The sequence below is a fragment of the Trichormus variabilis 0441 genome, from assembly GCF_009856605.1.
Lineage (GTDB): Bacteria > Cyanobacteriota > Cyanobacteriia > Cyanobacteriales > Nostocaceae > Trichormus > Trichormus variabilis.
On record NZ_CP047242.1, the window covers coordinates 3,024,964 to 3,037,879 of the forward strand.

Genomic DNA, 12,916 nt, shown 5'->3' on the forward strand with positions numbered 1-12,916 from the left:
ATGAAGGGGTAATTTTTTTTATCAAGACCAGTTTTTTCAGACAAGCCACTTAAAAGTGATATGCGAAGGCAACACTTTTGGTTTGTACTCAAATGAGTAAGTCAGCATTTAATGTGACTTTTCACACTCAGCCAGAAGTTTCTCTTTTATGAGGAACAAAACGTCCGAAAAAGATTAGGGAAATGAACTTAAAACCCTATCTTCGGTTGTTAACTAGCTCGTTTTAAAAAGAGCAGTAAAACCATCTTGAGTAATTGATTCTGCAAGGAGCATGAGGAACGCGGCATGAACCAGGCTAACAACGTACTCGATAGCATTTATCAGCCTGACCTAGAAATAATGAATCAGCCTGAAATCGAGTTAGATGACCTCCTCATTGAAGAAGATGAGGATTTGTTGCTCGCTGATGATGGCGACATTGATGAGTTTTTAGAGCCTCAGACTGATGAGGACGACGCAAAGTCTGGAAAAGCCGCTAAGTCGCGTCGTCGGACACAAAGCAAGAAAAAGCACTACACAGAAGATTCAATTCGTCTGTATTTGCAAGAAATTGGTCGAATTCGTTTGTTGCGGGCAGATGAAGAAATTGAACTTGCTAGAAAAATCGCTGACTTATTAGAATTAGAACGGGTGCGGGAGCGACTGTCAGAAAAGTTAGAACGTGATCCCCGTGACAGTGAATGGGCAGAAGCCGTACAATTGCCCTTGCCAGCCTTTCGTTATCGCTTGCACATTGGCCGCAGAGCAAAAGATAAAATGGTGCAATCAAACTTGCGCCTTGTGGTTTCAATTGCCAAGAAATATATGAATCGTGGTTTATCATTCCAAGACTTGATTCAGGAAGGTAGTCTGGGTTTGATTCGTGCGGCTGAGAAGTTCGATCATGAGAAAGGTTATAAGTTCTCCACCTACGCTACTTGGTGGATTCGCCAGGCAATTACTAGAGCGATCGCTGACCAATCCCGCACCATCCGCCTACCAGTCCACCTCTACGAAACCATCTCCCGCATTAAGAAAACCACCAAGTTGCTGTCTCAAGAAATGGGACGCAAACCTACGGAGGAAGAAATCGCTACTCGTATGGAAATGACCATCGAGAAACTGCGGTTCATCGCTAAATCTGCTCAGTTACCAATTTCATTAGAAACACCCATTGGTAAAGAAGAAGATTCTCGCTTAGGTGATTTTATCGAATCCGACGGCGAAACCCCAGAAGACCAGGTTTCTAAAAACCTGCTAAGGGAAGATTTAGAAAAAGTCCTCGATAGCCTTAGCCCTCGTGAACGCGATGTTCTCCGCCTACGCTACGGTTTAGATGACGGTCGGATGAAGACTTTAGAGGAAATTGGACAAATCTTCAACGTCACCCGTGAACGGATTCGGCAAATCGAAGCCAAAGCCCTCCGTAAATTACGCCACCCCAACCGCAACAGCGTCCTGAAAGAATATATTCGTTAGTCAGTTGTCAGTGTTCGGTTGTTTTTACTATTGACCACTGACAAATAACTTAAAAACCTGGCAGTACTAATACACTGTCAGGTTTTTTCGTTTATTTTTTATTATCTACTTTCTCGTGCTTAGAGGATTCCCCAGAAGTGGAGGAAGCCTTGACCAGAGAATAGTTCGATTAATATGGCTGCTAAAAAGCCAATCATTGCTAGGCGACCGTTCCAGATTTCAGCTTGGGGAGTAAAGCCCCAGCGCCAAGAATTGCGGTCTTCAACTACTGAAGCAGAGATTTTTGTTGTGTCTGTCATGGGTGGCACTCCAAACTTATTTTTATAAGGATTATTGCCGTATGTAAATTAATATAACAATATTTTTCGTAAATGCAACATTTATTTACAGTTCTGTTGCAATTAATTTATGCCAACATTTTAGTTCATAAAAAATAACCTTTGTAAATCTGTCTAAAGATAGATATATATGGAAATCACAACAGACACATTTAGTAATATAAAAATATATCTATTGCTAAATAGAAGCAATAATTTCAGCAAAAAAGTAGTTGATTGCCGGAATAAAAGTTATTTATGCGCCTAGCTAACTCTAATAATTGCTGGCTTTTTAGGAATTACTAGCATTTAATACAGACATCAAAGAACTGGGGATTTGATGGTGACAAGAGCGATCGCCATTTTCAGCCACCAAAAAATCAGAGTTCATACAAAGTTTTAAACTATTTGACAAATGTCTGTGCTTTTGGATGCTGGGGATTTAAAATCTTATACGTGATCGCTTGATGTAGTTATCTTCCTGGTTCTTCCTGCCATGCCAACCAGGTATGAATTTTGGCTTTATCAATACGAGCATCTATAAATGATGCTCCCTTAATTTTCGCCTCTGCTACAACTTCCTGGGCATACATCCATAGTGGCTCACTCTCATCTGGAATCATGTAAGCTAAAAAAGTCTCTAACATTCCTTGCATTAGGTTATCTGGCATTATCCAAACACCAAACTTAATTCCTGTGTTTGTAGTGTGAATTAGTCCTGTTGTGGGTATTTCTTCAGGAATGTCAAGAATACTATCTAAACAAGCTTCTCTAATACTTTGCCAACGTGTTTGAGGCTTATCATCTGCATCCACCATTAAACCCAGATGAGTCAGTCCTGACGCTTGCAATTCAGTAGATACAAGGTCTGAATTGATGTTGGTATAACCACCATAATCTTCGATGGTGACGATCGCTTCCTTCTTGTTATTTCCCCAAACTATTCCGTTTTTTTCTATCAGTTCTGGTATAACTCGGAGGTCATCTTTTCCTTCAACTAAAAGCTTCTTAGCTATGTAACCTCTCGCCATTACTAACGTACCTCTATTTCTCTTTCGGCAGCAATGACAATTTGTGGTTCTGTGAAGACTACACTTTTTTCTTTACCTTTTTCAATCCGATGAATTCTAATACCATCCTCAGCAGCGTCTTCCTGTTGGACAATACTGGCTAAACTCATCCAACAATCACTATTATGAGTAGTTGCAAAGACTTGTACATTTAATCGTTTTGCTGTTTCCCAAATCATCCGCCACATATCAGACATTGCCGTAAAATGAAGCCCAGTATCTATTTCATCAACAAATAAATATCCGTCCTTAGCACATACTGTAGCTAGTGCAAGTCCTAACATCCGCCAAACCCCATCACCCATACTACCAATTGGTACACGTTGGTTAATATCAGACAGCAGTACGAAAAAACCGCCCCGCGAACCATCTAAAGAACCTCTAAATTTAATAGAACCCATTGGAGCGATACGTTTAATTTTGGAATCAATTATATTAAGTGCTTGCTCTACAAGTTTCTCCTCTGGTGTTAGTACAATTTGGTCGAATAATTCAATCATCCTCTCTGTTTCTAAAAAGGATGATGTTACAAATTGTACTTTTGACGCTGAATTTTTATTATCCCCACGAAATCGACGAACATAATCTATTGGTAGCCCTCCCTTAGATGATAAAGGCAGTAGTATTAAAGGTTCTTTTTCTGTCCCGTTCCAACTTATTTCTAGAAAAGAATCACGTTCTAATAATGCTTTTATAAATTCATCATTTTGATAAGCATCAAGTACCCTACTTCCTTCAGGAATATGAATATTATGTGCTTTTATAGATACAACAAGCTCTTCTGAACTATTGTCATGAGTTGCTGTGATTGCAAATCTCGTTTCTAATTGAATCTCGTGTCCATAAAAAAGGTGACGTACATCCAGTTCTAGTGAGTTGTTAGACTTTTCATCAAAACAAAATTCACTCCGGCTAGTCATTTTCTGAGCTAATAAATCAACTTTATTTCGTGAGCATAACAGTTGAATAGCTTCTAATATTGATGTTTTACCTGTATTATTTTTACCCACTAGTAAATTCACTCTACCAAGCTGCTGAAGTTCAAAAGAGTGGAAACCTCGAAAATTTTCTATTCTTATCGACTTCAACATAATTTTGCTAGCCGAAGATGAAACACAGATAACAAATACTATTAAGATTAGTAATTGTAACATTTTTAGTTTAGCAAACAGTGGCGATCGCTCACTCTACTCCACAGTATCAATTTTTCCTTGCGGCTCTGCAACTTCAAACTTTACTTTGTTATATAAATCCTGTAAGGTAATCTCGAAGGGTACAGTTACAAGTGCGATCGCTTTATTTTCTTCATCATACTCACGCAGGTTGCATTGCTTTTTCTCTGTCTTAGAAAACTGCTCTATACGAATCTGGTTTTGGTCAATTAACAAATACTTTCCTCCTGCGTCCTGACTTCCTCGATAAATCTTTAACTACGTATTATGGATTACGAGTTATCCCCACAACCTTCTCCCTGCTCTCCCATTTAATCGATTGTGGGCATCTTCTAATAAATTAGGAATGTCTAACTTTTCTGGACACCGAGGTAAACAATCACCGCATTCTGTACAACGGTTAGCTTTCATACCTGGGAACCAGTGACCGGCATTTTCAAACATTCCGTAACGGTATTGTCCGTAATCTGTCATGTTGTATGCCACTGCCAAATTTCGTAACCTAAGAACTTCAGGAATATTGATGTTTTCTGGACAGGGTAAACAAGCATAGCATTGGCTACACTTATCAGTTTCTAAAACTGACTCTTGATGATTTTGTAAGCGTTGAAAAATGGTAATTTCTGCTGATGTTAGTTCGCCACAACTATCAGCGACTTGTAAGGGTTCGACCAATTCCTCTGGAGTGGCTGGCCCTACACTCAAGGTAGTAATTCGTTGATCACTGAGTAAAAATCTATAGTTTAATTCTAGAGGCGAAAGGGGCTGACACAAATCTTGGAGGGTTTGGGGTGCTGTGTACAGTTTTCCTCCCTTATCGGCTGGAGAGATAATAAAAATGCCCATATCCTTTTCAGATGCTAGTTTGATAGCTGGGGCATTTCTTTGAAAGAAATAGTAATAGTGGAGATTAACGAATTCAAAAAAATCTGTGTTAATTGCTGCTTGAATTACCTCTAATGAACCGTGGGTAGAAAAGCCAACGTGTCTAATTCGTCCGTCGTTAATCGCTTCCTCGACAGCTTTCATACAGCCACCTTTGGCTTGTACCCACTCCAGATGTTCCCAAGTATTCAAGCCGTGAATTCCTAGACAATCCAGATAATCTAAATTCAATCGTTCTAGGGATTCATCGATGTACCGACGCATACTATCAGCATCAGATGTTGGTGGAATTTTGGTAGTTACGTAAAGTTGGGAACGAGCTACAGATAAACCGACTTTGATTGCTTGGCCAAAATACTCCTCACTTTTACCATAACCTCTGGCTGTTTCTATATGATTAATTCCTAGCGCTAAAGCTGTGGCAATAGTTTGCTGCACATTTTCGCTATCAGCCAAGTAGCGCATTGTCCCTAAAGAAAAAACCGAGAGGTGCAGATTAGTTTTGCCAAAGCGTCGGTAGAGCATAGTTTGAGTGCAGTCAAGCCCTGTGGGCATAGTGCGCTTATATCGGTAGCAGAATGTTCCGCCCGTTTTGATTCCTGAGTATCAGATGATGAATCTTTTCTCCAAAAGAGTTAAATACTAACAAAAACCAATACCAGAAAATTGTCTTTTCATGCTAATTTTTGCGTCCTTTTTCTTCAAAATTCCCCAATTCATGGCTCAACACTTTGTCTAACTGTCACCATTACCAAAGCGCTTAATTAAATCCTCAGGACGAAGATTGGAAATAAATTCCCGAAAGGCTTCTTGTTCGGCTTCATCAGCGTCACGGTCTACGGGAATAGAGGCATCAGCAATTACTTCTTCCATAACCCAAATAGGGGTATTTGTACGGAGAGCAACAGCGATCGCATCACTGGGACGTGCATCGATTTCTTTCTTGACTTCACCTTGCTGAACAATTAAGGCTGCATAAAATGTATCCTTTTGCAAGGAATGGATAATCACCTTTTCTAGAGTCATGTTCCACGCCTCTAGAATATTGACCATCAGGTCGTGGGTTAAGGGACGGGGAGGCTTTTGATTCTCCAGTGCGCCCATAATTGCCCTAGCCTGTTCCTGACCAATATAAATTGGTAATGCTCGGCGATCGGAAGCGTCTTTCAACAAGACGATGGGGCTGCGGGTTATGGCATCTAATGCTATGCCAGCGACTTTCATTTCAATCATTGACTAAGCCTCTATCATCCTTTGAGTTATTAAGGCTAAGTGATTAATAATACCCATTACCGGGTAAGTAAAATCAGGAATAAACATAGTCATTGTTTTCTATAATTGCCTCTATTAAACTCCGAACTGGTTGTGAACACCAGAGTAATGGAAAATGGGTCTTTGTAGACAATAACCTTCTTAACCAAGTATGCCTTGTGAAAGATGTAATTGTGTTAATAACCTTATAATAAATAGAGTCAGAAAATATACTCAGAATTTTTGCCATTCTTGTGAGAATTACCAGTGGATTTTCGGCAAAATTAAGTAATAAATAAAGTTAGTTTTACAAAAAAGCCGTGTTTACAGGATTAGTACAGGCATTAGGAACAATCAAACCTTTAGGGGGCGATTCTTGGCAGATTACTTGTGTGAGTCAGTCATTATCAATTATGCAGGATCTGGCTTACGGTGACAGTGTTGCGGTAGATGGTGTTTGCTTAACAGTGGAAGAAATTTTAAAAGATGGGTTTATCGCCTCAGCTTCCCCGGAAACTTTGCGCCGCACCACTCTAGGAAATGAGCAAACACAACAAGGATACGTCAACCTAGAAACTTCCTTAAGAGTTGGTGGTAAAGTCGGCGGTCACTTTGTCATGGGTCATGTAGATGGGGTAGGTCAATTGCTAGGGTTTGAACAGACAGCCAGTTCTTGGGAAATGACCTTTACTGCACCGGAAGCGATCGCACGTTACATTGTCCCCAAGGGTAGCATTACTGTCAATGGCATTAGTCTCACTGTAGCTGCCTATGAGCCTGAATTATCTCAGTTTACCGTGGCAGTTATTCCTCTTACTTACGCTGAGACTAATCTCCGCTATCTTGTCCCTGGCAGCTTGGTAAATTTGGAAGGGGATATCTTAGGCAAGTACGTCGAAAAATTTCTCCAACCCGGTCAACGTCGCACCACAGATACAGATATTACGCCTGCATTTCTTTTAGAGCATGGATATCTGTAATTTGTAATTCCGAGACCTGGAAGGCCTGGAGTATGGGAGTGTTAACACTCCCAGTCCCCAGTCCCTAATCCCTAATCCCTAATCCCTAATCCCTAATAGCTCGTGCTGTACGTGAACTGTTGAGCAATTGGCTGAGGGCAATCTGTAGTTGTACACCAGGGTCAACAGCCACCCATCCGTTTTGTGTCAGGTGGCGTACTTCAAAGTGGAGGTGAGGACCTGTGGAGTTACCGGTGCTACCGACTCGTCCAATTACCATTCCTGGTTCTACCCATTGTCCTGGTTGGACTAGTAATTCTGACATATGCCCATAGAGGGTTTGTTGAGCAGAACCATGATTGAGGATAACCGTTAAACCATAACCACCCACCCAATCAGAAGTCGCTACTTGACCCCTAGCGGCTGCCAAAACCGGTGTACCTGTAGGCGCACCTAAATCAGTGCCGGCGTGGAAGCGCTGATTACCTGTGATGGGGTGGACACGCCAGCCGAACAGGGAAGTGATGGGAGAAGCGACAGCTAAAGGATAAACCATGCCTGTACCGCGATAGGCGATGGTATTGGCGTAAGGAATTTGTGGTAATACCGATGCCAAGGGGATGTCGTAAGCTACGGTGCTGACGCGAGGAGCAACGTTACCTTCTGCCATTGGTGGGGGTAGTGTACCACCACTGGGAGCAATGGGAGTCGCGCTAACTGTTGTCGTGCTGACGAAATTGCTGGGGTTAGGAATAAAGCGATTGGGGTGATATGAGGCTTTGGTGGAGCCAGCAGCAGCGACCCCAGAATTGCCCCATCTAGCATTGTTGTTAGTGGCTAGGAGTCGCCGGGCTGGGGGTACAGTAGCTAACTGAGCATTTTGACTTCTTCTGAGCCAAGAGGGGGATGATTTGCCACTGGAATTAGCTACAGGCTGGTTATCCGCAGGTTTAGCGCAGGCGTTGCCAATCCCTTGTCCTGAAGACAACACAGTACGACAACCACTGGAGCGTTCTGTGATGATTACAGAATTTGGCGCTTGATAAGTACCCGCAGTTTTATCACTGTAATCGTTTGGGTCAATATAAGCGTTGTTAAAATCCCTGGTTTGCTCTGCCGCAACACCATTGTTGGCAGGTTTGGCAAAGGCTGGAAGGTTATCTCTGAGGGAAGGTGTCGGAGTTGCTACTTCTGGGTCTTTGGTAGGGGTAACTCGTGGAGTTTCTGCTACCTTGGGTTTAACTTCTGGGTTCTTAGTGGGAGCAACGCGGGAAGTTTCTACTTGTGGTTGCGACTGTCGCACACTAAAAACGGGTTCAGTAGACTCAGGCTTGGGTTGAGACTGTCTAGTTTCGGCTACTTCTTGCTTACGCAGTCTTTGTTTAAGTGAGGCTCGTCGTTGGGAAAATTTTGGCTGAGTTGGTGATGCTTCCGGTATAACAATATCTTTTTTTACAGTAATTGTGCCTGCTGCGGGCTGGGCATTTTCAATAGTAGGAACGATGTTATCTATGGATGTTTCCGTTTGGGCGACTGCTAATCCGCCACTAAGAAGGCTAACGCTACTCAACAAACACAGACTTTGTGCTGGTAGGGTATAAGCTAGACGTTTTGTGGTCAAACCTTGTTGCTGTGGTTGGTGCAAATGGTTATGGGCAGAGTTATGGCGCTGCGTCATTTGTTCTCTCTTTTATGTTTAATTTTGCTAAACAGATGATGACAGTGGTTTGTCTAGCCCAAAGAGCGATTTTTTAAACAAACCTAATATGTACCTAAAGACCTACGATAACCCAAACTAATTGTACCGGGTTCTAAATAAAGTTCTGGTGCTTTGGTGTCAGTTACGCAAGCTGTTTCTAAAGACACGCGTAAATCTCCCTGCGGCGTAACTCCCACCACAATACCGGAAAGATCATTGACGTGTACGCGATCGCCCATATTCACCAATAATTCTGAATAGCGAGACAAGAGTATGCTAATTCCTTCTTGGAAAAGGCACACCATACCGGACTCTATACCCAGTAAGACCTTACTGGTTAAGGTTTCTAGACAAGATATGGGTTTATGGATTTGGTCAGCCTGCCATGATTCTAAGTTAATTCCCGTCTCTGGTACTGAATTCGACCAGTTAATACCCACACCGACAACAGCTTGGGAAATCTGACCTTGGCTGACTTTTGTTTCTGTTAAAATTCCACCTAATTTACGTCCCTCCAAAACTAAATCATTGGGCCATTTAATCCCCACATTCACCCCAGATTCCCGTAATTGACAGGCAATTCCCCAAGCAGTAGCTAAAGTTATTTGATAACTGGCATTTGCGTCTACCTTGGGAGTGAGTGCTACAGAAACATATAATCCCCCCGTTGGCGAAACCCACTGACGACCCCATTGTCCCCGTCCGGCTGTTTGTTGTGTGGCAATAACTACGGAACCTGTACTTGCACCTTGGTCGATTAATCCCCAGAGGGTTTTGTTAGTTGAGGCGACAGTAGAAAAAATATGCAGCGAAAATGGTAAATAGCCATACTTCCGTGCTGTTTGCAGAGCAGTTTCTAATTTTTGTTGATTAAATTCCCCAGCCATTAACCGAAATCCCGTTGATCAAGTTAGCATTAATTGGCTGATGAGTGATTTTCTGTTTAGGTTTGGTTCAAGATGCACACTTGGCACTGGCACAATTGGGAAGGACTACCTTACTTGAGTTGTATTCTCTTAAAAGATTGGCAGCACGGCTTTTTTACACAGCAATTTTGGCCGCGATCGCCCCACGAATTAACAAAGGTGCTGCACCCAGAAGCATCAGCATATCGCTTGAAGCAGGTGCATGGCAATACTGTCCTTACCCCGCAAGAAGTTGACAATCAAACTGATGGCAATACGGACGATTCTGCTTTAGCCTCTGCCGATGGTTTGTTGAGTCAGCAACCCCTAGAAGCGATATGGGTAGCCAGTGCAGATTGTACACCAGTGTTGATTGGAGATGTGAAAACTGGGCAGGTGGCCGCACTCCATGCGGGTTGGCGGGGTACAGCCCAGAAAATTGTCCCCCAAGCGATCGCCCGGATGCAAACACACGGCACTCAGTTAGCCGATTTACGCATTGCATTGGGACCAGCGATCGCCGGTGAGGTTTACCAAGTCTCTGTCAATGTCGCCGCCGAAATTGGGGCTAGTATCATATCACATGAAGACGCTCACACAATCATCAATTCATTACACGAGCTACCCCACTCACCCTTACTAGCCGACCCAGAACCAGGAAGGGTGAGGGTTGATGTCAGACGAGTCAATGCTTTACAGCTAGAAAACTTAGGTATTAGCCTAGAGCAAATAGCGATCGCTCCTTATTGTACATACCAAACACCGGAGCATTTCTTCTCTTATCGCCGTGAAAAACAGAAAAAAGTGCAGTGGTCAGGGATTGTTAGCCATTAGTCAACAGTCAACAGTCAACAGTAATTTGTTATGAATCTAGACTTTACCAACTAAATTATTACTAACAGAATTAATTGCGGATAACTTTCTACCGTAGTAAATGGCGACGAAAGCCGTGAGATTCATAAACAAGCTATAAATAGCCGCAGGAATCGCCATGTCTTGGTTTTTTAGCAGTCCAGCAGTGATGGCGATCGCTAGTGTACCGTTTTGAATTCCCACTTCTATGGCGACACAAATTTGCTGAGGGATGTTGAGTTGAAAGAATTTACTCATATACCATCCAGACAACATGGCGAGGATATTCAAAATTACTACTCCCACACCCACTTGCACAATAAAGCCGGGGATACGGTTCCATTCACGAATTACGAGGATCAAAATAATTAAAGCCAAAAAGGCGATCGCTAGGCGATTGGTTACTTTTTCTAAGCGCAAGGCGGTTGCGGGAAAGATGCGCTTGATATACATTCCCAACCCAATCGGCACAATTGTAATTAAAAATATTTGTAGCATTGTGGAACCAATGGGTAAGGCGATCGCTGCCGTTTGTCCCAAAAAATGCTGGAGTGCTAAATTAGCAAATATAGGAATTGTAAATATTGTAACCATACTGCTGACGACAGTCAGGGTCACCGACAATGCCACATCGCCTTTAGCCAAGTAGGTAATCATATTCGATGAAGGGCCGCCTGGACACAAAGACAAAATGACCAATCCCACAGCAATTTCTGGCTGCATCGGCACAGCTTTAGCAACTAAAAAGCCTATGATTGGTAAAAGAATTAGCTGAGTTATCGAACCAATAGAGACTGCTTTAGGATATTTCGTGACACGTTTAAAGTCTTCTATCTGCAAAGATAGCCCCATACCCAGCATGATAATCGCTAGGGCTAAAGGCAAAATCACATTAGTAAACACATTTGCCTGCATAAACCTGAATTTTCACCTTATAACTGCAATTTTTGGGATACATCAGCAGTTTACAGTAGTTTTTAATCCAGGTACCAGGGAACGAGAATAGGAATTTTTACTGTTGGCTAAAAATGAAAAATGCTGTTTGAAATAGTCCGACTATTAAGCCTAATATTCCACCTAGACTGACAATTGCCTGTAATTCATTTTTAACAATTCCCTCAATTGCTGCTTCTAAATCAGCAGGTGAAGTTGATTTTACACGGTCAACAATTACTTGATCTATAGACAAAATAGGAATTACCTGGGCAACAATGACCTCTAAATCTTTTTCTAGGTATCGTTCTAAAATTAGAGCTAATTCTTGGCTGACGACTTCTAAAGAACTCATAACCACTGGTGAATTACTCAGACGATTTAACAGCAATTCGGCGATATTTTCCCAGTTGATAGAGTCTGTTAATCCTTGTAGTAAGTCGCTACCACTGGTTTGAATATATTGACGAACAGTTTCTCGTGTAGTTTTTCGCAGTTGTCTGACTGTGCCGATTGGTAAATTTTGCAATGTTAAATTCTGCAAAATTTTTCTGAAGCGATCGCGCATCTGCAAATCTTGAATTAATTCTGTTAAACGATTATTAGTCGCTTCTTTTTCATCTAGACAAAAAGTACGTAACCTTGTAAGGGTGTTACGTAAACCAAACAGATTTGCTACTACCCAATAAGTACCACTGGTTTTTTCCCGAAAGCTTTCGTCAATAATTTGAATTGTGCGATCTGTTAAGAAATCTACAATCGCTTGCCGGATAACATCTGGTGGCAAAACAACTTCTAAGAACCAATCGGCTAGTCTACTAGCTTGTTCTTCACTGAGTTGTAATTCTAGGAGGATCTGATCAAAAATCTGATTAATTTGCGCTTCTAAAAAATCTTCCCTTCTTGCCAAAACCTTGAGTAAGCGAGGCAATGATTCCCCTATCAAATCCCGCAAAATACCCGCTACAATTTTGGCGCTTTTCTTGTTTGTATCGGTTTTAATTTGATCTATGGCAAGTTGCAACAACCAGAGAATTGCACCTTGTACACGCTCAGTTTTCAATAAACGCCGTGCCAATTTTTGCAATTCATCGGGTGTCAGTAACGACCCCATGATTGTATCAGAAATATTCTTTGCCAAACGTTCCTGGTTGCGAGGAATCAATCCGGGTGTGAATGGCACTCTTCGTCCGCCAATATAAATTGCTCGGTAGGGACGAAATAGCATTTTGATAGCTATATCATTGGTGAAATAGCCAATAATTCCACCCAATATTGGGGGAGATACATACAGCCAAAGATGTGACCAATCCACTGTTTTTTTTTGGATTAGGAATGGGTATTAGGTATTGGGTAATAGATACCGGGTACTGGCTAATAGTTTATCTAACCATTAATTACCAATTCCCGTTTAC

Annotated in this window: 13 protein-coding genes; 3 read left to right on the plus strand and 10 right to left on the minus strand. The window is 41.9% G+C overall.

Annotation, left to right across the window (positions count from 1 at the left end):
* Window positions 1-285: 285 nt before the first annotated feature.
* Entirely contained in the window at window positions 286-1,458 is a 1,173-nt protein-coding gene (gene rpoD, locus GSQ19_RS12285) for an RNA polymerase sigma factor RpoD (RefSeq protein WP_010999387.1), read from the plus strand.
* 119 nt (window positions 1,459-1,577) lie between these two features.
* Here the strand turns inward: rpoD and GSQ19_RS12290 are convergent, their stop codons facing one another.
* From GSQ19_RS12290 to GSQ19_RS12315, 6 genes are all read right to left on the minus strand, one after another.
* Window positions 1,578-1,757 (minus strand): chlorophyll a/b-binding protein, encoded by a 180-nt coding sequence (locus GSQ19_RS12290; protein ID WP_011318235.1) that lies wholly within the window; start codon window positions 1,755-1,757, stop codon window positions 1,578-1,580.
* Between the two features lie 491 nt (window positions 1,758-2,248).
* Window positions 2,249-2,806, minus strand: a complete 558-nt coding sequence (locus tag GSQ19_RS12295; protein WP_011318236.1) for a DUF3226 domain-containing protein — start codon at window positions 2,804-2,806, stop codon at window positions 2,249-2,251.
* A gap of 2 nt (window positions 2,807-2,808) precedes the next feature.
* On the minus strand, window positions 2,809-3,936 hold the full coding sequence (locus tag GSQ19_RS12300) for an AAA family ATPase (RefSeq protein WP_041456068.1): 1,128 nt from the start codon (window positions 3,934-3,936) through the stop codon (window positions 2,809-2,811).
* Between the two features lie 96 nt (window positions 3,937-4,032).
* On the minus strand, window positions 4,033-4,233 hold the full coding sequence (locus tag GSQ19_RS12305) for a hypothetical protein (RefSeq protein ID WP_041456069.1): 201 nt from the start codon (window positions 4,231-4,233) through the stop codon (window positions 4,033-4,035).
* Between the two features lie 63 nt (window positions 4,234-4,296).
* Window positions 4,297-5,427, minus strand: coding sequence for an aldo/keto reductase (locus tag GSQ19_RS12310; protein WP_041456668.1), 1,131 nt, complete (start codon window positions 5,425-5,427; stop codon window positions 4,297-4,299).
* Between the two features lie 210 nt (window positions 5,428-5,637).
* Window positions 5,638-6,135: a bifunctional nuclease family protein gene (locus GSQ19_RS12315; protein WP_011318239.1), complete on the minus strand. Its 498-nt coding sequence runs from the start codon at window positions 6,133-6,135 to the stop codon at window positions 5,638-5,640.
* Between the two features lie 338 nt (window positions 6,136-6,473).
* Between GSQ19_RS12315 and GSQ19_RS12320 the strand changes: the two genes are divergently transcribed.
* Entirely contained in the window at window positions 6,474-7,133 is a 660-nt protein-coding gene (locus GSQ19_RS12320; RefSeq protein ID WP_011318240.1) for a riboflavin synthase, read from the plus strand.
* An 85-nt stretch (window positions 7,134-7,218) separates the two neighbouring features.
* Here GSQ19_RS12320 and GSQ19_RS12325 read toward each other — a convergent pair whose 3' ends face one another.
* Both GSQ19_RS12325 and GSQ19_RS12330 read right to left on the minus strand, forming a co-directional pair.
* Entirely contained in the window at window positions 7,219-8,790 is a 1,572-nt protein-coding gene (locus GSQ19_RS12325) for a peptidoglycan DD-metalloendopeptidase family protein (RefSeq protein ID WP_011318241.1), read from the minus strand.
* Window positions 8,791-8,873: 83 nt separating this feature from the next.
* Complete coding sequence (locus GSQ19_RS12330; protein WP_011318242.1) at window positions 8,874-9,698, minus strand: biotin--[acetyl-CoA-carboxylase] ligase; 825 nt, start codon at window positions 9,696-9,698, stop codon at window positions 8,874-8,876.
* A 72-nt stretch (window positions 9,699-9,770) separates the two neighbouring features.
* Between GSQ19_RS12330 and pgeF the strand changes: the two genes are divergently transcribed.
* A complete protein-coding gene (gene pgeF, locus GSQ19_RS12335) occupies window positions 9,771-10,550 on the plus strand; it encodes a peptidoglycan editing factor PgeF (RefSeq protein ID WP_011318243.1) in 780 nt (259 codons plus the stop codon).
* A gap of 36 nt (window positions 10,551-10,586) precedes the next feature.
* Here the strand turns inward: pgeF and GSQ19_RS12340 are convergent, their stop codons facing one another.
* Together GSQ19_RS12340 and GSQ19_RS12345 are read right to left on the minus strand one after the other, a co-directional pair.
* Window positions 10,587-11,483 (minus strand): bile acid:sodium symporter family protein, encoded by an 897-nt coding sequence (locus GSQ19_RS12340; protein ID WP_011318244.1) that lies wholly within the window; start codon window positions 11,481-11,483, stop codon window positions 10,587-10,589.
* Between the two features lie 97 nt (window positions 11,484-11,580).
* Entirely contained in the window at window positions 11,581-12,816 is a 1,236-nt protein-coding gene (locus tag GSQ19_RS12345; RefSeq protein ID WP_011318245.1) for a DUF445 domain-containing protein, read from the minus strand.
* Window positions 12,817-12,916: the final 100 nt, after the last annotated feature.

Coding starts and splice junctions, on each gene's coding strand:
- rpoD (WP_010999387.1), top strand. CDS start 286: ATGAACCAGGCTAACAACGTACTCGATAGCATTTATCAGCCTGACCTA.
- GSQ19_RS12290 (WP_011318235.1), bottom strand. CDS start 1,757: ATGACAGACACAACAAAAATCTCTGCTTCAGTAGTTGAAGACCGCAAT.
- GSQ19_RS12295 (WP_011318236.1), bottom strand. CDS start 2,806: ATGGCGAGAGGTTACATAGCTAAGAAGCTTTTAGTTGAAGGAAAAGAT.
- GSQ19_RS12300 (WP_041456068.1), bottom strand. CDS start 3,936: ATGTTGAAGTCGATAAGAATAGAAAATTTTCGAGGTTTCCACTCTTTT.
- GSQ19_RS12310 (WP_041456668.1), bottom strand. CDS start 5,427: ATGCTCTACCGACGCTTTGGCAAAACTAATCTGCACCTCTCGGTTTTT.
- GSQ19_RS12315 (WP_011318239.1), bottom strand. CDS start 6,135: ATGATTGAAATGAAAGTCGCTGGCATAGCATTAGATGCCATAACCCGC.
- GSQ19_RS12325 (WP_011318241.1), bottom strand. CDS start 8,790: ATGACGCAGCGCCATAACTCTGCCCATAACCATTTGCACCAACCACAG.
- GSQ19_RS12330 (WP_011318242.1), bottom strand. CDS start 9,698: ATGGCTGGGGAATTTAATCAACAAAAATTAGAAACTGCTCTGCAAACA.
- pgeF (WP_011318243.1), top strand. CDS start 9,771: ATGCACACTTGGCACTGGCACAATTGGGAAGGACTACCTTACTTGAGT.
- GSQ19_RS12340 (WP_011318244.1), bottom strand. CDS start 11,483: ATGCAGGCAAATGTGTTTACTAATGTGATTTTGCCTTTAGCCCTAGCG.